Origin of the sequence: Klebsiella sp. 141162 (assembly GCF_050600755.1) — a bacterium.
Taxonomy (GTDB): Bacteria; Pseudomonadota; Gammaproteobacteria; order Enterobacterales; family Enterobacteriaceae; genus Klebsiella; species Klebsiella aerogenes.
Window position 1 is genome coordinate 182,772 of the sequence record NZ_JAQIRI010000008.1, and the last position, 19,535, is coordinate 202,306.

At 53.7% G+C, this 19,535-nt stretch carries 21 protein-coding genes and 2 pseudogenes; 8 read left to right on the forward strand and 15 right to left on the reverse strand.

Annotation, left to right across the window (positions count from 1 at the left end; genetic code table 11):
* From PGR23_RS19740 to PGR23_RS19755, 4 genes are read right to left on the reverse strand one after another with little or no spacing between them, the layout of a single operon-like run.
* On the reverse strand, positions 1 to 639 hold the full coding sequence (locus PGR23_RS19740; RefSeq protein ID WP_002889716.1) for an NADH:ubiquinone reductase (Na(+)-transporting) subunit D: 639 nt from the start codon (positions 637 to 639) through the stop codon (positions 1 to 3).
* Positions 632 to 1,426, reverse strand: coding sequence for a Na(+)-translocating NADH-quinone reductase subunit C (locus tag PGR23_RS19745; RefSeq protein ID WP_396279899.1), 795 nt, complete (start codon positions 1,424 to 1,426; stop codon positions 632 to 634). The genes PGR23_RS19740 and PGR23_RS19745 overlap by 8 nt, the downstream gene beginning before the upstream one ends.
* Positions 1,419 to 2,657, reverse strand: a complete 1,239-nt coding sequence (locus PGR23_RS19750; RefSeq protein WP_430915648.1) for an NADH:ubiquinone reductase (Na(+)-transporting) subunit B — start codon at positions 2,655 to 2,657, stop codon at positions 1,419 to 1,421. The genes PGR23_RS19745 and PGR23_RS19750 overlap by 8 nt, the downstream gene beginning before the upstream one ends.
* A 3-nt stretch (positions 2,658 to 2,660) precedes the next feature.
* Positions 2,661 to 4,007 carry a Na(+)-translocating NADH-quinone reductase subunit A gene (locus PGR23_RS19755; protein ID WP_063414190.1) on the reverse strand — a complete coding sequence of 449 codons (1,347 nt, stop codon included), beginning with the start codon at positions 4,005 to 4,007 and terminating at the stop codon, positions 2,661 to 2,663.
* A 409-nt stretch (positions 4,008 to 4,416) separates the two neighbouring features.
* Between PGR23_RS19755 and dpaA the strand changes: the two genes are divergently transcribed.
* Positions 4,417 to 5,157 carry a peptidoglycan meso-diaminopimelic acid protein amidase gene (dpaA, locus tag PGR23_RS19760; protein WP_015704469.1) on the forward strand — a complete coding sequence of 247 codons (741 nt, stop codon included), beginning with the start codon at positions 4,417 to 4,419 and terminating at the stop codon, positions 5,155 to 5,157.
* Here dpaA and PGR23_RS19765 read toward each other — a convergent pair.
* Both PGR23_RS19765 and lpcA read right to left on the reverse strand, forming a co-directional pair.
* Positions 5,128 to 5,895 (reverse strand): class II glutamine amidotransferase, encoded by a 768-nt coding sequence (locus tag PGR23_RS19765; RefSeq protein WP_015368120.1) that lies wholly within the window; start codon positions 5,893 to 5,895, stop codon positions 5,128 to 5,130. The genes dpaA and PGR23_RS19765 overlap by 30 nt on opposite strands.
* Positions 5,896 to 6,104: 209 nt before the next feature.
* Complete coding sequence (lpcA, locus tag PGR23_RS19770; RefSeq protein ID WP_004099149.1) at positions 6,105 to 6,686, reverse strand: D-sedoheptulose 7-phosphate isomerase; 582 nt, start codon at positions 6,684 to 6,686, stop codon at positions 6,105 to 6,107.
* 240 nt (positions 6,687 to 6,926) lie between these two features.
* Here lpcA and fadE point away from each other — a divergent pair, with 240 nt between their 5' ends.
* Together fadE and PGR23_RS19780 are read left to right on the forward strand one after the other, a co-directional pair.
* Positions 6,927 to 9,371 (forward strand): acyl-CoA dehydrogenase FadE, encoded by a 2,445-nt coding sequence (fadE, locus tag PGR23_RS19775; RefSeq protein WP_396279900.1) that lies wholly within the window; start codon positions 6,927 to 6,929, stop codon positions 9,369 to 9,371.
* Between the two features lie 170 nt (positions 9,372 to 9,541).
* Complete coding sequence (locus tag PGR23_RS19780; RefSeq protein WP_045391172.1) at positions 9,542 to 10,312, forward strand: amidohydrolase; 771 nt, start codon at positions 9,542 to 9,544, stop codon at positions 10,310 to 10,312.
* Between the two features lie 30 nt (positions 10,313 to 10,342).
* Here the strand turns inward: PGR23_RS19780 and eamB are convergent, their stop codons facing one another.
* Positions 10,343 to 10,933 carry a cysteine/O-acetylserine transporter gene (gene eamB / locus PGR23_RS19785; RefSeq protein ID WP_045391154.1) on the reverse strand — a complete coding sequence of 197 codons (591 nt, stop codon included), beginning with the start codon at positions 10,931 to 10,933 and terminating at the stop codon, positions 10,343 to 10,345.
* Positions 10,934 to 11,036: 103 nt separating this feature from the next.
* Here eamB and PGR23_RS19790 point away from each other — a divergent pair, with 103 nt between their 5' ends.
* Positions 11,037 to 11,963, forward strand: a complete 927-nt coding sequence (locus PGR23_RS19790; protein ID WP_063447314.1) for a LysR family transcriptional regulator — start codon at positions 11,037 to 11,039, stop codon at positions 11,961 to 11,963.
* Between the two features lie 542 nt (positions 11,964 to 12,505).
* The gene (locus tag PGR23_RS19795) at positions 12,506 to 12,613 is read left to right on the forward strand and encodes a SymE family type I addiction module toxin (protein WP_289578296.1); all 108 of its coding nucleotides are present in this window, start codon (positions 12,506 to 12,508) and stop codon (positions 12,611 to 12,613) included.
* 45 nt (positions 12,614 to 12,658) lie between these two features.
* Here PGR23_RS19795 and PGR23_RS19800 read toward each other — a convergent pair whose 3' ends face one another.
* The gene (locus PGR23_RS19800; protein ID WP_289578239.1) at positions 12,659 to 12,973 is read right to left on the reverse strand and encodes a hypothetical protein; all 315 of its coding nucleotides are present in this window, start codon (positions 12,971 to 12,973) and stop codon (positions 12,659 to 12,661) included.
* A 629-nt stretch (positions 12,974 to 13,602) separates the two neighbouring features.
* A pseudogene (locus PGR23_RS19805) lies at positions 13,603 to 14,595 on the reverse strand (VENN motif pre-toxin domain-containing protein); the annotation flags it as partial.
* A 216-nt stretch (positions 14,596 to 14,811) separates the two neighbouring features.
* Here PGR23_RS19805 and PGR23_RS19810 point away from each other — a divergent pair.
* Positions 14,812 to 14,898: a SymE family type I addiction module toxin gene (locus PGR23_RS19810; RefSeq protein WP_072048054.1), complete on the forward strand. Its 87-nt coding sequence runs from the start codon at positions 14,812 to 14,814 to the stop codon at positions 14,896 to 14,898.
* A 53-nt stretch (positions 14,899 to 14,951) separates the two neighbouring features.
* Here the strand turns inward: PGR23_RS19810 and PGR23_RS19815 are convergent, their stop codons facing one another.
* Both PGR23_RS19815 and PGR23_RS19820 read right to left on the reverse strand, forming a co-directional pair.
* Positions 14,952 to 15,203, reverse strand: coding sequence for a MafI family immunity protein (locus PGR23_RS19815; RefSeq protein ID WP_045398312.1), 252 nt, complete (start codon positions 15,201 to 15,203; stop codon positions 14,952 to 14,954).
* 16 nt (positions 15,204 to 15,219) lie between these two features.
* Complete coding sequence (locus PGR23_RS19820) at positions 15,220 to 15,555, reverse strand: EndoU domain-containing protein (protein ID WP_080941210.1); 336 nt, start codon at positions 15,553 to 15,555, stop codon at positions 15,220 to 15,222.
* Here PGR23_RS19820 and PGR23_RS19825 point away from each other — a divergent pair.
* Positions 15,519 to 15,776, forward strand: a pseudogene (locus PGR23_RS19825) (SymE family type I addiction module toxin); the annotation flags it as partial. The gene PGR23_RS19820 and the pseudogene PGR23_RS19825 overlap by 37 nt on opposite strands.
* A 65-nt stretch (positions 15,777 to 15,841) precedes the next feature.
* Here the strand turns inward: PGR23_RS19825 and PGR23_RS19830 are convergent.
* Both PGR23_RS19830 and PGR23_RS19835 read right to left on the reverse strand, forming a co-directional pair.
* On the reverse strand, positions 15,842 to 16,237 hold the full coding sequence (locus PGR23_RS19830) for a hypothetical protein (protein ID WP_072251447.1): 396 nt from the start codon (positions 16,235 to 16,237) through the stop codon (positions 15,842 to 15,844).
* An 8-nt stretch (positions 16,238 to 16,245) separates the two neighbouring features.
* Positions 16,246 to 17,229: a hypothetical protein gene (locus tag PGR23_RS19835; protein WP_396279901.1), complete on the reverse strand. Its 984-nt coding sequence runs from the start codon at positions 17,227 to 17,229 to the stop codon at positions 16,246 to 16,248.
* A gap of 274 nt (positions 17,230 to 17,503) precedes the next feature.
* On the opposite strand from PGR23_RS19835, the gene PGR23_RS19840 reads away from it, so the two are divergent.
* Positions 17,504 to 17,632, forward strand: a complete 129-nt coding sequence (locus tag PGR23_RS19840) for a hypothetical protein (RefSeq protein WP_263303199.1) — start codon at positions 17,504 to 17,506, stop codon at positions 17,630 to 17,632.
* Positions 17,633 to 17,733: 101 nt separating this feature from the next.
* Here the strand turns inward: PGR23_RS19840 and cdiI are convergent, their stop codons facing one another.
* Together cdiI and PGR23_RS19850 are read right to left on the reverse strand one after the other, a co-directional pair.
* On the reverse strand, positions 17,734 to 18,084 hold the full coding sequence (gene cdiI / locus PGR23_RS19845) for a ribonuclease toxin immunity protein CdiI (RefSeq protein WP_045398321.1): 351 nt from the start codon (positions 18,082 to 18,084) through the stop codon (positions 17,734 to 17,736).
* A partial coding sequence (locus tag PGR23_RS19850) for a VENN motif pre-toxin domain-containing protein (protein ID WP_430915649.1) occupies positions 18,081 to 19,535 on the reverse strand: 1,455 nt, incomplete at its 5' end. The genes cdiI and PGR23_RS19850, both read right to left, overlap by 4 nt.

Consider the following 19,535-nt stretch of genomic DNA (forward strand, 5'->3'; position numbering starts at 1 on the left):
TTACTCCTTTTCCTGCTGTTCAGGCTTCCAGCTACGCAGGGCCCAAATCAGCAAACCGATAATGAAGAACGCGCTCGGCGCCAGCAGGAACAGACCGTTCGGCTGATACCAGCCGCCGTTCTGCACCGTTTCCAGTACGGTGATACCGAACAGCTTGCCGCTGCCGATAAGCTCGCGCAGGAAGCCGACGATAATCAGGATCGCGCCGTAACCGAGACCGTTACCGATACCATCCATAAAGCTGGCCAGCGGCGGCGATTTCATGGCATAAGCTTCGGCACGCCCCATCACGATACAGTTCGTGATAATAAGCCCGACGAACACCGACAGCTGCTTAGAGGTCTCATAGGCGAAAGCTCGCAGCAGCTGATCCACCACGATAACCAACGAGGCGATGATCGCCATCTGCACGATGATACGTACGCTATTGGGAATATGATGGCGAATCATAGAGATAAACATGCTGGAAAACGCCGTCACCAGCGTCACCGCAATGGTCATCACGAAGGCGGTTTCCAGTTTGGTAGTCACCGCCAGCGCAGAGCAGACGCCGAGCACCTGCAGGGCGATGGGGTTATTGGCGATAAGCGGCCCCACCAGCACGCGCTTCACCTCTTTCATATCGCTCTGTTCAGCCATTATTCAGCTCTCCCTCACGAACCTTTTTCAGGAACGGACCAAAGCCCAGTTCGCCCATCCAGAAATCAAAGCTATGCTGCACGCCGTTTGACGTCAGCGTGGCGCCGGATAAACCGTCAACCGCGTGGAGATCGCCTGCGCGCGCGCCGCCTTTTACCACCTTCAGCGACGGCATACCGTTGTCATCCAGCACCTGTTTACCGACAAACTGCTGACGCCAGTTCGGGTTTTCCACCTCACCGCCCAGCCCCGGCGTTTCGCCCTGGTCGTAGTAAGTAATGCCTTTCACCGTACGCCCATCAACGTCCAGCGCCACGAAGGCGTACATCATGGACCACAGACCGTTGCCATAGATAGGCAGCACAACTTCCTGAATCTGCTGCTGCGCGTCGCGCACCAGGTAAATCTCCGCCAGGTTGCTGCGGCGTTTAATCCCGGCCGGATCCTGGCTGGCGTCGAGCGCGATGCTCTGCTGCGGATCTTTCAGCGCCTGGGCCTGATTAAATTTACCCGGGTCTTTATCCAGCAGTTCGCCGGTCGCCAGATTAACCAGCCGCGGGGTAATGCGCGCGGCGAAGATTTCAGCCACCGCGTCAGCATCCATCCCCTGCTGCATCAGACCGGCGACGGCCAGGATATTGCGCTGTTTATCCAGCGCGCGTTGTTCCTGCTGACGCGACTTGAGGCCCACGGCGGAACCGGCGACCACAATGGAGCACACCAGACAAAGCACCAGCACCACCAGCAGCGTTTTGCCGATGCTATCGTTACTTTTCTTCTCAGCCACGCGACTTCCTCCGCTTGATATTGGCCTGCACCACCAGGTAATCGAACAGCGGCGCAAACAGGTTGGCGAACAGAATCGCCAGCATCATCCCTTCCGGATAGGCCGGGTTGACGACGCGAATCAGTACGCACATCACGCCAATCAGCAGGCCATAGCTCCATTTACCTTTATCGGTAAAGGAAGCCGAGACCGGGTCAGTCGCCATAAACATCATGCCAAAGGCGAACCCGCCGAGCACCAGATGCCAGTACCACGGCATCGAGAACATTGGGTTGGTATCGGAACCAATGAAATTAAACAGCGTGGCGGTGGCGATCATGCCGACCATCACCCCGGCGACGATGCGCCAGGAGGCGATACGGGCAAAGATAATGAACGCGCCGCCGATGAGGATCATCAGCGTCGACACTTCGCCAATCGAGCCGGGAATGTTGCCGAGGAAGGCGTCCATCCAGCTCACCGGGATACCGGTTGCGACGTTAACCAGCGCTTCACCGCCGCCGCAGGCCCACTGGGAGAGCGGCGTCGCGCCGGAGAAACCGTCCGCCGCCGTCCATACCAGGTCGCCGGAAATCTGCGCCGGGTAGGCGAAGAACAGGAACGCGCGCCCCGCCAGCGCCGGGTTGAGGAAGTTGCGCCCGGTGCCGCCGAAAATCTCTTTGGCAATCACCACGCCAAAGGAGATCCCCAGCGCCGCCTGCCATAGCGGCATCGTTGGCGGCACAATCAGCGCGAAGAGAATTGAGGTAACGAAAAAGCCTTCGTTGATCTCATGTTTGCGCACAATCGCAAACAGTACTTCCCAAAAACCGCCGACGATGAATACGGTGAGGTAGATAGGCAGGAAAAACACCGCCCCCAGCGTCATCATGCTAAGCCACCCGGCATCGGCGCTGAAGCTCACCCCTAACCACTGGGCAACGCTATAGTGCCAGTTGTTGGCAATGACCTGCTGCAGCTGTTCGGCGCCATATAGCTTGTGCAGCGCCGGAATTGTCTGCAAGCCGACGTTGTACATGCCCCAGAACATCGCCGGGAACACTGCAAACCAGACGAGGATCATCATCCGCTTGAGGTCAATGGCGTCACGTACGTGCGCGGCGCCGCGGGTGACTAAACCCGGGGTGTAGAAGATCGTCGCCGCCGCTTCATACAGCGGGTAATATTTTGCTAACTTGCCGCCGTGCGTGAAATGCGGCTCAAGTTTCTCAATCAGGTGCTTTAAGCCCATCTCTTATCCTTCCTGCTCAATCTGGGTTAACACGCTGCGCAGCGCCGGGCCGTATTCATATTTGCCCGGACAAACGTAGGTGCAGAGCGCCAGATCTTCTTCATCCAGCTCCAGACAGCCCAGCGCCTGGGCGCTATCGCTATCGCCGGCAAGCAGATCGCGCAGCAATATGGTCGGCAGAATATCCAGCGGCATTACCCGCTCATAGTTGCCGATCGGCACCATCGCCCGCTCGCCGCCGTTAGTATCAGTGGAAAAATTAAAGCGCTTGCGCTTAAAGAAATGACCAAGGGTGGTGCGGGTAATCGAGAACTTCTCTTTGCCCGGCATCACCCAGCCAAACAGCTCTTTTTCACGGCCTTCTCGTACCACGCTGACCTGCAAATGGTAGCGCCCGAGGAAGGCGTGAGGGCCGCAGGCGTGGGTGCCGCTCAAGACAGAACCGGAAATTACCCGGTTTTCATCATCCACCAGCTCGCCCGCCAGCAGTTCATCGAGGCTGGCGCCGAGACAGGTTTGCAGCAATCGCGGCTGTTTTACCTGCGGGCCGCCAAGGGCAATGACGCGTTCGCTGTACAGCTCGCCGTCGAGGAACAGTTTGCCAATGGCGATGACCTCCTGATAGTTGAGATGCCAGACCTGTTTGGTCAGGCTGACCGGCTCAAGGAAGTGAATGTGCGTACCGGCAAGCCCTGCCGGATGCGGGCCGCTAAACTGGTTGAATGTCACCTGCCCGGCGGGATGGCCGCCCAGCTTGCCGCCGCTGGCCTGACAGACGTGGACTTTACCGTCCGTCAGGCGCGTCAGCACCGTCAGACCGGCGTCAAAGGCTTCACGCTGGGCCAGGATAATCGGCTGCGGTTCAGCCGCCAGCGGGTTGGTATCGATAGCGGTGACGAAGATAGCCGCCGGAACGCTGCCCGGCGCGGGAATTTTACTGAAAGGACGGGTACGAAACGCCGTCCACTGCCCGGAGTCCAGCAACTGTTGCCGCACCGCTTCCCGTGGCAAATCGTTAAGATCGTCTAATGCATAGCGGGGAAACGACACCGCCTCATTGCTGCCGTCGACATCAATCACCACCGATTGCAGCACCCGGCGCTCGCCGCGATGAATGGCGCTGACCACCCCGCTGGCTGGCGCGGTAAAACGCACCCCGGCGTTCTTTTTATCTTCGAACAGCACCTGGCCTTTTTGCACCCGATCGCCTTCGCTCACCGCCATCGAGGGGCGCATGCCGACGTACTCCTCGCCGAGCAGCGCGACGCGTTTCACCGCAGGCCGGGACGAGATCTGCTGTAATGGCATGCCAGCTATGGGCAAATCCAGCCCTTTCGTGATTTTAATCATATCGTTAGCAGGTATCCGTAACCTAAACCCCGGCTCAAGCCGAGGCCAGCATTATTGATGGAATATCAGAATAAGAAAGGGATAGCGGTGCCACGGGGGCACAAGACGGGAGAGAAGCATCCTTTCTTACCCTGGTCATAAACGGCGGGAGTGTAACATTTTGTGAGTGGCAGAAGTAGGAAAAGCGCCAATAAGTGCTTCTAAAATGCGAGCTATTGCGCAAAGTTCTCACTGCGCTTTGCGGCAATATTCGCTATAAAGGAACATTAAATTGTAAACGCAGCCACACCGTGCTTGCGAAAAACTGCCGTGATGCTAATGTGAGCGCTCTAAATCCAGAAAACTCTGATTTCGGGTATCTCTTGCCGTCCTGGCATGTGGTTTTTTGTTTTATCAAGGAACAAGCAGTATGCGCAAAATCGCATTCTTTATTGCGATGCTTCTGTTGCCGTGCGTGTCATTTGCTGGGTTACTCAGCAGTAACAGCCCGACAACGCCGGTTAGCAAAGAATATAAACAGCAGTTAATGGGCTCCCCCGTTTATATTGAGATCTTCAAAGAAGAGCGGATGCTCGATCTCTACGTCAAAATGGGCGAAACCTACCAGCTTCTCGATAGCTACCGGATCTGTAACTACTCCGGCGGCCTCGGGCCGAAGCAACGCCAGGGCGATTTCAAAAGTCCGGAAGGATTTTATAACGTCTCGCGCAGTCAGCTAAAACCAGACAGCCGCTTTTATAAAGCGATCAATATCGGCTTCCCGAATGCCTACGATCGCGCGCACGGCTATGAAGGTAAATACCTGATGATCCACGGCGCCTGCGTTTCCGTCGGCTGCTACGCGATGACCGATACCGGCATTGATGAGATCTTCCAGTTTGTCACCGGCGCGCTGGTATTTGGCCAGCCAAGCGTGCAGGTCAGCATCTATCCGTTCCGGATGACCGACGCCAACATGGCGCGACATAAGTTCTCGTACTATGCGGATTTCTGGAAGCAGCTGAAGCCAGGCTATGACTACTTCCAGCAGACCCACAAACCGCCGGTGGTTTCGGTGATGGATGGCCGCTATATCGTCAGCAAGCCGCTCAGCCACGAGGTTATCCAGCCGCAGCTGGCCTCAAACTATACGCTCCCCGAGGCAAAATAACGCCCACTCGCCTGGCATGATTTTATTCCAGGCCTCATTGCCGGTCAGCGGCTGAGTGGCGATAACGGAGACCACATCGTTTGGTGTGGTCTCACGTTGAAAATCAATTTCCACATCCTGATCCAGCAGCTTCGCCACGCCAAACGGCGCCCGACGGGTGATCCAGTACAGGTTGGTTGAACAGTACGCCATTACATAGCGCCCGTCCGATAACAGCATATTAAACACGCCCTTCTCGCGCATTTCGCCCGCCAGCGTCGCGATGTACTTAAACACGCCGACCATATTGCCAGGCGTGCGCGGATAGCGCTCGGTTAAACGGTGCAGCAGCCAGCAGAAAGCCGTTTCGCTGTCGGTCTCGCCCACCGGGCGGAAATTTCCGGTCTTCAGCGATTTATAGCCTTTGAGCTGGCCGTTATGGGCGTAGGTCCAGTGACGGCCCCACAGTTCGCGGGTGAACGGATGGGTGTTCTCCAGCGCCACCTCGCCACGGTTGGCCTGACGGATATGGGCAATGACGGAACAGGATTTAATGGGATAATCCTGTACCAGTTTGGCTATCGGCGACTGAAAGCTCGGCTGCGGATCTTTAAATGTGCGACACCCTTTCCCTTCGTAAAAGGTAATACCCCAGCCGTCTTTATGCGGCCCGGTGCCGCCCCCGCGCTGAACCAGCCCGGAGAAGCTAAAACAGATATCGGTCGGCACATTGGCGCTCATCCCGAGCAATTCGCACATAGATCACCTCATACAACTTACTGAAACATAAAAGGCGTTATTGGTGCAGTCAGTTTGGACACGGCCAGCGCGCAAAAACCGGAGCGTACTTCATGTACGTGAGGATGATTCGCTACGCTCCCCCTTCGGGCCGCCCTGAAGGGCGTTCAAAACTCGGTGAGTTTTGTCTGAGCACTGGCCGGGTTCAAAATGGCTAACAAAATAGCCTTTTAAGCTTTAACCATCTCTTTTTCGATCAACATAATCAGAATATGAATCACCTTAATGTGAATCTCCTGAATGCGATCGGCGTAACCGAAATGCGGTACGCGGATTTCAACATCGGCGGAACCCGCCATTTTGCCGCCGTCTTTACCGGTCAGGGTGATCACTTTCATTCCCTGCGCGCGCGCGGCTTCAATCGCTTTGATCACGTTGCCGGAGTTGCCGGAGGTGGAAATGCCCAGCAGAACATCGCCTGCGCGGCCAACAGATTCAACATAGCGGGAGAAGACATATTCATAGCCAAAATCATTACTCACGCAGGACAGATGGCTGACGTCAGAAATAGCGATCGCCGGATAACCAGGGCGGTTCTCGCGATAACGCCCGGTCAGCTCTTCCGCAAAATGCATCGCATCGCAATGAGAACCGCCGTTGCCGCAGGAAAGCACTTTACCGCCAGCTTTGAAGCTATCCGCCAGCAGTACCGCCGCGCGCTGGATAGCGTGAATGTTGGCCTCGTCCTGCAGAAAGTTGGCCAGCGTTTCCGCGGCTTCGTTCAGTTCGTTACGAATAAGATCCTGGTACATGAGGATAATCCTTCAGTATTGGTTGGAATAACCCTGGCAGTGTACCGGATAGCCGCCGAAGCGAGAAGCAGCAGGCGACGTTATCCCCCGTCCTTTTGATTTTACGTGCCGCTTTTCCAGCCAACAATGTGAGCAAGGTTGTAATTATTTTGTAAACACATTGCTAAAACAAATTACATCCACTACAACCAATACATCACAAGTGGTCAGACCTCCTACAAGATAAGGGAGCATTTCTCTATGATGATTTTGAGTATTGTTGCAACCGTAGTGTTACTCGGCGTGCTCTTCTATCACCGAGTCAGCCTGCTTCTCAGCAGCGTGATTTTGCTCGCCTGGACCGTGGCGCTCAGCGTGGCGGGGCTGTGGAATATCTGGCTGCTGCTGCCGCTGGCGATTATTCTGCTGCCGTTCAACTTTGCGCCGATGCGTAAATCGCTTTTCTCCGCCCCGGCGTTTCGCGCCTTCCGTAAAGTCATGCCGCCGATGTCGCGTACGGAGAAAGAAGCCATCGATGCCGGCACCACCTGGTGGGAAGGCGATCTGTTCCGCGGTAACCCGGACTGGCACAAGCTGCATAACTACCCGCAGCCGCGCCTCACCGCCGAAGAGCAGGCTTTCATCGACGGCCCGGTAGAAGAAGCCTGCCGCATGGCGAACGACTTCGAAATTACCCATGAAATGGCGGATCTGCCGCCGGAGCTGTGGGCGTACCTGAAAGAGCACCGCTTCTTTGCGATGATCATTAAGAAAGAGTACGGCGGGTTGGAGTTTTCCGCCTATGCCCAGTCTCGCGTACTGCAAAAACTGTCCGGCGTTTCCGGGATCCTGGCGATCACCGTCGGCGTGCCTAACTCCTTAGGGCCGGGCGAACTGCTGCAACATTACGGTACCGAAGAGCAGAAAAATCACTACCTGCCGCGCCTGGCGCGTGGTCAGGAGATCCCATGCTTCGCGTTAACCAGCCCGGAAGCGGGCTCCGACGCCGGCGCGATCCCGGATACCGGCGTAGTCTGTATGGGCGACTGGCAGGGTCAGCAGGTGCTGGGAATGCGCCTGACCTGGAACAAGCGCTACATCACTCTCGCGCCAATCGCCACCGTACTGGGCCTGGCTTTCAAACTCTCTGACCCGGACCGTCTGCTGGGCGGCGAGGAAGAGCTCGGTATCACCTGCGCGCTGATCCCCACCTCAACGCCGGGCGTGGAAATTGGCCGTCGTCACTTCCCGCTGAACGTACCGTTCCAGAACGGCCCCACTCGCGGTAAAGATATTTTCGTACCGATCGATTACATCATCGGCGGCCCGAGCATGGCCGGCCAGGGCTGGCGTATGCTGGTTGAGTGCCTGTCCGTGGGTCGCGGCATTACTCTGCCGTCCAACGCCACCGGCGGCCTGAAATCCGTCGCTATGGCGACCGGCGCCTACGCCCACATTCGCCGTCAGTTCAAAATCTCGATTGGTAAAATGGAAGGTATCGAAGAGCCGCTGGCGCGTATCGCAGGCAACGCCTACGTAATGGACGCCGCCGCTTCGCTGATTACCTATGGGATTATGCTTGGCGAGAAACCGGCGGTGCTGTCGGCAATCGTTAAATATCATTGTACCCACCGCGGCCAGCGTTCAATTATTGACGCCATGGATATTACCGGCGGTAAAGGCATCATGCTGGGCGAAGGCAACTTCCTTGCCCGCGCTTATCAGGGCGCGCCGATCGCCATTACCGTTGAAGGGGCGAATATCCTCACCCGCAGCATGATGATCTTTGGTCAGGGGGCGATTCGCTGCCATCCGTATGTCCTGGATGAAATGGCCGCCGCGCAGAACAATGACGTTAACGCCTTCGACAAGCTGCTGTTTAAACATATCGGCCACGTTGGTAGCAACAAAGTACGCAGCTTCTGGCTGGGCCTGACTCGCGGCCGCACCAGCAGCGCGCCGACCCGTGACACCACGCGCCGCTACTATCAGCACATGAACCGCCTGAGCGCCAACCTGGCCCTGCTGTCGGATGTATCAATGGCGGTGCTGGGCGGCAGCCTGAAGCGTCGCGAACGTATCTCCGCGCGTCTCGGCGACGTGCTGAGCCAGCTTTACCTGGCATCGGCGGTGCTGAAACGTTATGACGATGAAGGCCGTAATGAAGCGGATCTGCCGCTGGTCCATTGGGGCGTGCAGGATGCGCTGTATCAGGCGGAGCAGGCTATCGATGACCTGCTGAAGAACTTCCCGAACCGCTTTGTCGCCGGCGCGCTGCGTCTCGCCATCTTCCCGACCGGCCGTCACTACGATGCGCCGTCCGATAAGCTGGATCATAAAGTGGCGAAAATCCTGCAGGTTCCGAGCGCGACCCGCTCTCGTATCGGTCGCGGTCAGTACCTGACGCCAAGCGAACATAACCCGGTTGGCCTGCTGGAAGAGGCGCTGCTGGATGTGATGGCGGCGGATCCAATCCACCAGCGCATCTGCAAAGAGCTGGGTAAAAATCTGCCGTTCACCCGCCTGGATGAGCTGGCCACTAATGCGCTGGCGAAAGGGTTAATTAATCAGGAAGAAGCCGCAATCCTGACCCGTGCGGAAACCAGCCGTCTGCGCAGTATTAACGTTGATGATTTCGCGGCGGATGAACTGGCGACCAAACCGGTAAAGCTGCCGGAAAAAATCCGCAAGATTGAAGCGGCATAATAAAAGCAATACTGCACATCACGACAAAGGCGGGGGAATTTCCCCGCCTTTTCTTTTGCCGTTACTCGCAGTAGATAGCATTTTTTTAACAAAATATTCCATGCCGCCTCCGGCTGCTGATATGGTATTAAAATTAGCTTAATGCCCTCTTCATAATGGAGTTCACCACTGTGCCTGGCTTGAAAATTACGCTGTTGCAGCAACCGCTGGTGTGGATGGATGGTCCCGCCAACCTGCGCCATTTCGATCGTCAACTGGAAGAAGTGAGCGGGCGCGACATTATTGTGCTGCCTGAGATGTTTACTACCGGATTTGCCATGGAAGCGGCGAAACAATCGATGCCGCAGGGAGAGGTCGTTGAGTGGATGCTGGCGAAAGCGGAGCAGACCAACGCGCTGATTGCCGGTAGCGCGGCCTTGCAGACCGAACGTGGCCCGGTGAACCGTTTTCTGCTGGTAGAGCCCGGCGGTAAAACGCACTTTTACGATAAGCGTCACCTGTTCCGCATGGCGGATGAGCACCACCATTATGAGGCAGGTACTGAACGAGTGGTCTTTGAATGGCGCGGCTGGCGGATTCTGCCACTGGTGTGCTATGACCTGCGCTTCCCCGTATGGTCGCGTAACCACAACGATTACGACCTGGCGCTGTATGTTGCTAACTGGCCTGCCCCGCGTTCGCTGCACTGGCAATCGCTGCTGGTCGCCAGAGCAATTGAAAACCAGGCCTACGTCGCCGGCTGCAACCGCGTCGGCACTGATGGAAACGGCCATCACTATCGGGGCGATAGCCGTATCATCAGCCCGCAGGGAGAGATTATTGCTACCGCCGAACCGCATCAGGCGACGCGGCTCGATGCCGATCTGTCGTTGGCCGCGCTGCAGGAGTATCGCGAGAAATTTCCGGCCTGGCAGGATGCCGATCCTTTCACCATCGGCTAAACACTTTTCGGGAGCCGCTGCGCTCCCTTTTTATTCCACCACGATCCGCAAAGCGCAGTAGACCAATAACGCTGCCAGCCCCCAGTTCAGTTGGCGCCCGTACAGCAAAAACAGGCGCTGAAACAGATGCCCCGCCAGCGCCCAGCACAGGTTTCCCAGCGCGCCAATCGCCGCCAGCAGCAGACTCACGCTGATAAGCCAAACCGGCTCGCGGGTAACGGGCAGGACAAAGGTAGAGAGCGCGGTGATGCCATAGAGGATAATTTTTACGTTGACGAACTGCAGCCCCAGGCTCGCCCAGAACCCCACCGGCTCTGTACTCAGCGCGCCTGCCCCCGGTTTGCTTTTGGCTATCTGCCAGGCCAGCCACAGGATATACGCCGCGCCAATCCATCCCAATATCCGGGTAAATCGCGAGTCGAGTTCCACCAGCGAAAAGGTTAACGCCGCGCAAATCAGCATGGTGATAATAAAACCGACGCTCATCCCCGCCAGCACCCGCAGGCTGCGGCGTAAGCCATGGGAGGTGACGCTGCTGAGGGCAAGAATATTATTGGGGCCGGGAGTCAGCGCGGTTATCAGGGTATAAGTCAAAAAAGCACTAATCAAAGCTGGGGTCACTTGTCTTCTCCTTCGTTTTGGCAGACAGTACCCGATGCCATTCATTTAAAAAAATGAATGTTTTTTGATTCTGAATTCGATGTTTTCGATAGTTGGTGGCGATATGGATCTGCGGCGTTTTATTACTCTCAAAACGGTAGTGGAAGAAGGCTCGTTTTTACGCGCGGCACAAAAGCTATGCTGTACGCAATCCACGGTGACCTTTCATATTCAACAGCTTGAGCAAGAGCTTGCCGTTCAGCTGTTTGAAAAAATTGGCCGCCGCATGTGCCTGACCGAATCCGGTAAAAAGGTGCTGCCGCACGTCCATGAACTGGCGAGAGTGATGGAAACTATTCGTGAGGCGGCTCGTGAAGATGGAGAACCGGCTGGCGAGCTGCGCGTTGCCTGTGGGGAAACCCTGCTGGCCTATAAAATGCCGCAGGTGCTACAGCGCTTTAAACAACGGGCCCCGCAGGTACGTTTATCGCTGCAGTCGCTCAACTGTTATGTCATCCGTGACGCACTACTCAACGATAGCGCCGATTTGGGCGTGTTTTATCGGGTTGGCAACGATGACGCGTTAACCATGAAAAGCTTTGGCCAGCAGTCGCTGACGCTGGTCGCCTCGCCGCAGCATCCGGCGGTCGATTTTACCCACTGCGGGCAACATATTCCGCTGAGCTTTGTTATCAATGAGCCACAGTGCGTATTTCGGCAAATTTTTGAAAGCACGCTGCGCCAGCGCGCTATTACCCTGGAAAATACCATTGAGCTCTGGAGTATCGAAAGTATTAAGCAGTGCGTGGCGAGCAATCTTGGCGTCAGCTATCTGCCACGTTTCACCGTTGAGGAAGAGCTTAAGCGCGGTACGCTGGTTGAACTCCCGTTCAGCGATATTCCACTCACTATTAACGCGATATGCGCCCATCACGCCGGTAAAGTGGTCAGCCCGGCAATGCGGGTATTTATGCAGTGTGTTGAGGAGGTATTATCAAGCGGAACAACAGGCCACAGCGATAGAGCAGTAACTGACGGGTGTATAAAGTAAAATCCAGGAACGATGACCGGGATTTTCTGAAAGTAATATCATGAGTAAAAAAGATATCAGCAAGTTAGCTGCAAGTCAGACCACTGCTGACGCTGTTCTGCGTACTGTCGTAGTGGTCGCTGTCCTGCAGCGCTATCCTATGCCTGAACTGCACCTGGATAGAAGGGTACCGGCTGATAGCTGAAAAATCGGAAATCTAAAAAAGCGCGTGGAAGTTAAACAGATGTGCTTACAATCCCACCACCGCCTTTCAGCGGATCGCCATCTGCACCTTCAATCCCGACTTTCAGCATCGGGTTTATGTCAAAGATCTTATCCTTGCTCAGCGAGTTATTCTCAACAACAACTTTGTCCGTTGCGAAGTCAGCTATCTCAACGCAACTTTCACTTTACTATCAGCATCTTACTAACAATTCCCTCGATGTTTTTACCGTACCGGACGCAACACCACGATACGCGGTTTTGCTCCCCGTTTTCCATTTTCCCCGAGCTGTTAAAGGGCATGTACCCGCATAACCACTTGTTATCCCATCAGCCCTGGCCTGCGCCTGAACGGCAACTGGCTGGAAGAGGCGGGATTCAGCACCGACACGCCGATCATAGTCAGCGTGGAACAGGGACGGCTGGTGATCGAGCCGGTCAGGGGCTGACGGTTAAAGAGAAGCTCCCAGCTCGGAGGCCGGGATTTTTTACAGTTAATAAAAATCGGGATCAATCAGACCTTCAGCTTTCACGATTTCAAGGAAGCGTTTATAGGCCGTTTCATCCAGTTCAAGAAGATCGTCCAGCAACTCTTCTTTTATCAAAGCCCAATGATGAATGCTTTCTTTGAAATATATTGAATTAAAATTTATTTCAGGGTTGATTATTGTCACCTGAGTGGCTCTATATGACATCAGCCCGCCATATCCTTTTGGAAGCCCATAAAAATATGTCTCATCACCAAACCAGTAAACGCTAAAAACATCAACAACCCTACCTAAGGGATCTCTATGATCTCTTATCTTCATTTTTTTACCCCATCAGTTATTGAAGGACCTGGCTGCAGTGGATTCCGCTGTGGAGTAACAATTTTCATATCGTATGCTTTACCAGTATTAAAATTGTACTGATAATGTACTGATATAGATGATCCATCAGGCAGATAATGCGTCGCCTCCATTTTCTGGAATCCAGCAGAAGTAGGAAATCTAGGGTCATTATTCATATCCCGCAACTTATTGCCTTGTGAAGGATTTGATTCAACCTGTTTCCAGAACGTTTGCTCATTCAAATCCCTCGGCGCTGTAAATTGTTTACCCGGCTTCGCCGTCGATATTTTCTCTGCTGCACTAATCAGGATTTTGTTATCGATAATCCCGGCTGCTTTACCCGCTAACGATAACGCTTTTTCTGCCGGGATCGAGGTCAACAGCGCCAGCGCGTAGTCCTTCGCTTCCTCTGCTGTCAGCAGGGCCATTACCGTATCCGATCCCGGGTTATTACTCAGGATGGCTTTGATAATATCCGCGCTTTCCGGCAAATCACCGCGCACAATATCCTTTAACCCGGCCTGTACCTGCTCCGGCGAAAGATTGTTGTCCTGTGCATATTGTGCGAATGACTGTACCGATTGACCATAATCATTCAGTCCCTTCGGCAGGCTCAGCGCATTATTCTCAACCGCGTTCTTTCCGCCCTGCGCCCCCGCCACCGCCACCGCTGAAGCCGTACTGTCCCCGGCCAGACCGCCTGCCATTCCTGCTGAAATAGTTGCCAGCGTACTGACCGTCTGCTTCTGCGCTTCCGTCAGCGTGGACAAGTCCGTCACGCCCGGATACAGCATACCAGCAATCGCCCTCGCGGCCAGCTCACCGGTTGCCGCACCCGCTGCCGCACTATTTCCCTGAAGCGCAGCAACCGCACCTCCAAGGATCGCGTGTGCTATGGCATTGACAGCAGGGTTATCTTCTGTCGATTTCAGCAGATGCGCCAGCTCCGGTGCTGAAGCCCCCGCCAGTGCACCCGCTAAATTACCGCCCGCGAGCCCCTGAAGCGCTGCAGTTGCTGCCTGGATGCCGCGCTGAATGTCGCTGCCGGTGCCATACTTTTCCTGTTCCTTTTTGTATTCCGGCGTATCACGCAGTTTTGCCAGATATGCCTGCCGCTGTTCTTCCGTCGCATCCGCCGGTACAGGCCCGTATTTATCCTGCGCAGCCTTCAGCGCATTCAGCTCCCCCTGCGTCCGTGCGATATCCGCCATCTGACCACCGATATCGCTGATCATCCCGATTTCCTTCAGACGGTTCTGCTCCTTCTCCTTGTCGAAGATCGGGCTGATGCTGTCGTTGGCATGTTCGGTGTCGCGGCTCAGGTTCGCCACATCCTGCTTCTGATTATCCTTGTCGCGAATGGTGATGGTGCCGTCAGCCACAGCGGCCTGAGTCGTGCCTTCGGCATGCCCACTGTTGCCCGCCGCCGCAATCATCCCGCCCGGCATATTGCCCTTGAACTGGTCGCCGAAGCTGCCCGCGCCGCTGATACTGATGCCTGAGTGCTGGGTTTTGAAGTCCGCTTCGTTGTGCAGGTCGCTGAAGCCCAGCGTACCGGTATCGAGGCTGTTTTTGTCCGCCGTGGCCGTGGAGGCAATCAGGTCTGCGCCGCCGATGTGCGCCTGGTTTCCGGCAGCGATAACCACGTTACCGCCCGTAGATCCGATGGTGCTGAAGCTCTGGCTCTGCGTGGTGCCCGCCTCGCGTAAATCGTGGGTAGCTTTGCTACTGCCGATACTGATCCCGATACCGCCGGTGCCCATCAGACCGGATTTTTTCTCTTCCTTAGCCCCAGCCGGCGCCTGAACGGCAACTAGCTGGCAGAAGCGGGATTCAGCACCGATACGCCGGTGATGGTCAGCATGGAACAGGGACGACTGGTGATCGAGCCAGTCAGGGGCTGACGGGTAAAAAGATCCCGGCGTGGTGGCCGGGATTATTTATAGATTTAAGGTTATTATTTTTCTGGATTTATATATGTATACCTACTATCTATTTCCAGACCAAGATCATTCGCTATTTTAAGCACCTGTGTGTACTCATCTTTACTGATCACAACATCATGATCAGCGATGTGATCACATAGCGTTTCGAACGCTAATACATTCTCTGAGAACCCAATATAATCAAGAGCAAAGTCAACTAACGAAGGTTCCAGCCGATCCTTTAATCCTTCACCTAATGATCTAATTTTGTCATTAATATCCATTACACCCACACTATTTCTAAATAGGTTTTAAAGTTGGAGGAGTCGGATTACTATCCGGGAACGCCGTTACTATTTTACCACTAGCTGGCTCGTATACCACACGAACTCTAACACCACCTCGTTCTTCCCAAGCAACCCATCTTGCCGGTCTTCCTGCGTTTGTATACGCTCCGCCAGTTCCTGTCTGGGCAAACCATTGAGTATCGGGTGAAGTAGCTATGTCGCCCACAACATGGACAACCTTGTCTGCTGACCAGCTTTGAGGAAAGACGGTTTTTCCTGGATTCCCAGGACAGCCGGGCCGTGCATAACGCGATATTTTTGCGCGGCGAGTGGATACCGCAGGCGGGATTTACTGACGGGATGCCGCTCCGGACCCGGGTGACGCCGGACTGCATCATCATCACCGCCCAGAACACCCGCGAGCTGTACGGCTGCGCCGAAGGCTTAAGCGTCGCGGGCGTCAACCGGGCAAAGATGCTTCAGTGGCTGAAGACCTTCCCCGGCGCGCTTAACGACACCGGCGATCTGCCGGTGATCAAGCGTGGCAAGGGACATTTTTCGGGAGCATAGCCGCTGATAACACGATCCCGGCGCTGGGGCCGGGATCGTCATGTTATATAGTCAGCTTATTCCACTCATGAGATATTTTCAGGTGAGATATAAATAACTCCTTTTATATCATCTGGTAATACACTATATCTCAACGGGTATAGAGGTTTTGATATTAACTTATACTCGCCATTCCTATAGTCATAACTAAATAATCCTTTACGTGACATTTCTATGAATGACTTCAAATAACGAGAGCGCTGTTCCTCATCTGAAAAATCAGGAAGATTGTATTCAATAACCTCGACGTCAGATAAAGGCTCCAGAGAATAGAAGTAATCATAAATTAATTCATAATTATCAATAGATTCTTTAATTTTATCTGGAACTGGGCCTTTCCCACCAGTTGCAAAGTGAGCTAAAAAGCCATCCTGACCGGATAAAAACCAGTCCAAATCATTTTCTAAAAAATCATCATCCATATACATCATTATTCAGCACCAAATATGTTTTTACAGTTTTCACAACGAGGAACCACTTCTCCGGTTCTTGGTCGAATCGCAGGAGTGAACTGAATATCTTTAAGTTTTAAACTTGGATTTGCCAATAAAAGCTCATTTGCTGCTCTAAACTCCGCACAACGGCCTAATGTATTTCCACACGCAGTTTTTACTCCCAACCCGCCTAACTTATCAGCATAGGCCTGCAACTCTGGAGCAACTACGGTAGGTACAGCGCCATTAGATGTCGTCACTATTTTTCCTGTTAGAGGATCAACGGCACCAATTGCTGTCGCTGGTTTGTACTTGCTACCCGCAAAAGAATTTACATATTTATCTAATTGCTTGCTGGCATCATTAAGAAGTGCAGTTTCGCTTTTAGCAAGATTTTTCCCCGCCTGTTCACCTCCCTTAACAATACTATCAATAGCCGACGAACCAGACTTACCCGTAGCCGCTGTTCCCTGAGAAGCCTTTCCGTTTCCTGATGATGGTTTATCTAGTGTAAACGCCACAATCACCGACGCAAGAACCGCTTTGCTCAGGTTGTTCTTGTGCAGCTCTGTATTATTCGCCACCGGTTCAAGTTCAGAGATCGAATAAGCAACCAGTCCCTGACACTGAGTATTACACTCCGGCGAGGCTTGTAGAACTTTCAGTTTCTCCAGCTCTGCTTTCTGCTCATTAACCGGGATAGCTGTAGCAAGGGCTTGTTTTTGCTTATCTGCATCCAGCTTTTTCAGGTCAGACAGTAGCTGTTCTCTCTCGGCCTCCGTCTTCGCATTTGCGTACTTTTCGGTGAAGGTCGTGATGTCCTTATCACCCAAAAAGTTATTCTCCACAACAACTTTGTCTGCCGTGAAGTCAGCCGCCGGAGAAGGATTTTCCCTGTGCTTTCCTGCAGTTACAACCGGTTTTTGTTGATGCGTTTTGATATCCGGGCACATAAGCCCCGATACGCGTTTTTGCCCCACGACACGCTACCGCCCCGCCGTGGTGTCTGTACCTGCAACTCCCGCATCATAGCAGCGGCGTCAGCTTCTGCCATTACCTGTTTCCTTACTGGACCGGGTTCGCCGGAGTGCGAACCCGCAGGGTTCGCATGCAAAGGTTTAAGCAGGGAGGCCCTCGGCGGGGCCGCACGGGGCGGAAATGGCGAGCACGGGAACGAGCAAGGAGCACTGCGGCTGCGAGCCGAGCGCAGCCAGTGCAGTAGGGGTGAGGTGGGGGTGAGGTGGGGGTGAGGTTATGCCCGACTGCATCGTTATCACCACCCAGAACACTCGCGAGCTGTACGGCTGCGCCGAGGGCTTAAGCGTTGCCAGCGTCAACCGACCCAAATTAACCCAGTGGTTCAAGGCATCTCCGGGGCGCTGAACGACACCGGAGATGTGCCGCTGATCAAGCGCGGGAACGGGCATTTTGGGTAAGGCTGATGGCTAATAAAACGATCCCGGCGCTGGGGCCGGGATCTTTACTCAGGATGGGATTTTAGCCAGTAACTCGTTTACTTTTTCAGTATCTTCAGGGTGTAACTGAAGATATTTTTCACAGGCCAGACGAACATATTTAAATCCTATTGGCTCAGGAACAATAATTTCTCCTCCCCAGACACCAAATATTATCCCTTTAAAATGACATTCAGGATCTGGATCTTCCCAATCAGGAAAAGTGCAATAAGTTTCGTCGATTACAAAACCAATTTTATTTACAACATATTGAATTCCAAATATAAATTTTCCATAAAGATTTATTGAGTTAAAAAAATCCTTAATAGCCCATTCTGGATCGTTGTCATAGTCTATATGTGTAAAAATATATTCATTCATTTTACTGTCACCGGGAAGAAATTCTCTATTGTTCCTGTTTTAGGGTCAAGATAGACTCTAAAATTCACTCCGCCAGCATTTGCCGTGTATTCTCTTGCCCCTGAGGCCAGAGCTGCTTTGTACCCATTAGCAGCCGCCTGCTGACCTAAATCAAGAATTTTCTGCTCCGAAAATACTTTGGGATCATAGATAGTTTTAGTGAGTGGTTTTTCTTTATAACCAATCACGTTACCAGCACGATCATACTCAGGTATCTGATACTGAATTTCTGTTATTCCCTTCACACCAGTTTGAGATTCACCTACGATTTTTACTCCTTTTTCACTTACAGTTGAATAAAAAGCGTCCGCATTATGTGCACCTGTGATCCCTTTTTTCTGTGAGTAGCCTGCAAGTTGAGACAGATGTTCAGGCTGTTCAATTTTAAAGCTGAGTCCATCGGGATAAGTCACTTCAGTAACTTTCCCTTTCGTTGCCATACTGACTTTTTCACCAGAGGCTACTTCAACGACAACAGTTTTACTTACTGAACCAATCCCTTTGAACCCTGCAATCGCTCCGACAATAGCCTGTGTTTGTAGCGCCGTATCATAACGTTCTGCCGCTGTTTCCCAGCTTACCCCTGACGCTTTCGCTATCTCGGTGATAGCCTGATCGCGGGTGATACTGCCGGCATCCAGTCCCTGAAGCACCGTTTCCAGGTTCTTCGTATCCTGCGGATACAGGTCTTTATACAACAACGAGTAAGTAACGTTTTCGCCATACTCGGCTAGCGCTTTTTGCGCCGGGCCAACCAGTGTGCCACAGGCACCACTGCTCTTACTTCCCGGCGGACATGCCGCCGCTATCGCTGCATCACGCGCTTTATCTGTTTCATCAAGCTGGCCAAGCCGCGCTTCAGCTTTAGCTTTATCATCGCCGGATAGCAAGCCATTTTTCAGCTTGTATTCCAGCGAAGCCTTCTCGGCGGCCTCATCACGGCTCAGATAGTTATTCTCCACCGCATTCTTACCGGCACCGGCACCCGTCGCGGCCCCAACTGTATTCCCTGTAGCGATCCCTCCAGCCATACCCGCAGATATGCTCGCCAGCGCACTGACTGTCTGCTTCTGTTCTTCAGAAAGTTTATCTACATTAGGGTAGAGCATATTGGCAATAGCACGTGCCGCCAGCTCTCCGCCCCCTGCACCAATCGCACCCGCTGCTGCGCTATTTCCCTGAAGCGCAGCAACCGCACCTCCAAGGATCGCGTGTGCTATGGCATTGACAGCAGGGTTATCTTCTGTCGATTTCAGCAGATGCGCCAGCTCCGGTGCTGAAGCCCCCGCCAGTGCACCCGCTAAATTACCGCCCGCGAGCCCCTGAAGCGCTGCAGTTGCTGCCTGGATGCCGCGCTGAATGTCGCTGCCGGTGCCATACTTTTCCTGTTCCTTTTTGTATTCCGGCGTATC

What these genes read in the sequence shown, in the direction of transcription:
- PGR23_RS19740 (WP_002889716.1), bottom strand. Translation starts at nt 639, where the DNA reads ATGGCTGAACAGAGCGATATGAAAGAGGTGAAGCGCGTGCTGGTGGGG.
- PGR23_RS19750 (WP_430915648.1), bottom strand. Translation starts at nt 2,657, where the DNA reads ATGGGCTTAAAGCACCTGATTGAGAAACTTGAGCCGCATTTCACGCAC.
- PGR23_RS19755 (WP_063414190.1), bottom strand. Translation starts at nt 4,007, where the DNA reads ATGATTAAAATCACGAAAGGGCTGGATTTGCCCATAGCTGGCATGCCA.
- dpaA (WP_015704469.1), top strand. Translation starts at nt 4,417, where the DNA reads ATGCGCAAAATCGCATTCTTTATTGCGATGCTTCTGTTGCCGTGCGTG.
- PGR23_RS19765 (WP_015368120.1), bottom strand. Translation starts at nt 5,895, where the DNA reads ATGTGCGAATTGCTCGGGATGAGCGCCAATGTGCCGACCGATATCTGT.
- lpcA (WP_004099149.1), bottom strand. Translation starts at nt 6,686, where the DNA reads ATGTACCAGGATCTTATTCGTAACGAACTGAACGAAGCCGCGGAAACG.
- fadE (WP_396279900.1), top strand. Translation starts at nt 6,927, where the DNA reads ATGATGATTTTGAGTATTGTTGCAACCGTAGTGTTACTCGGCGTGCTC.
- PGR23_RS19790 (WP_063447314.1), top strand. Translation starts at nt 11,037, where the DNA reads ATGGATCTGCGGCGTTTTATTACTCTCAAAACGGTAGTGGAAGAAGGC.
- PGR23_RS19800 (WP_289578239.1), bottom strand. Translation starts at nt 12,973, where the DNA reads ATGAAGATAAGAGATCATAGAGATCCCTTAGGTAGGGTTGTTGATGTT.
- PGR23_RS19815 (WP_045398312.1), bottom strand. Translation starts at nt 15,203, where the DNA reads ATGGATATTAATGACAAAATTAGATCATTAGGTGAAGGATTAAAGGAT.
- PGR23_RS19830 (WP_072251447.1), bottom strand. Translation starts at nt 16,237, where the DNA reads ATGGATGATGATTTTTTAGAAAATGATTTGGACTGGTTTTTATCCGGT.
- PGR23_RS19840 (WP_263303199.1), top strand. Translation starts at nt 17,504, where the DNA reads ATGCCCGACTGCATCGTTATCACCACCCAGAACACTCGCGAGCTGTAC.
- cdiI (WP_045398321.1), bottom strand. Translation starts at nt 18,084, where the DNA reads ATGAATGAATATATTTTTACACATATAGACTATGACAACGATCCAGAA.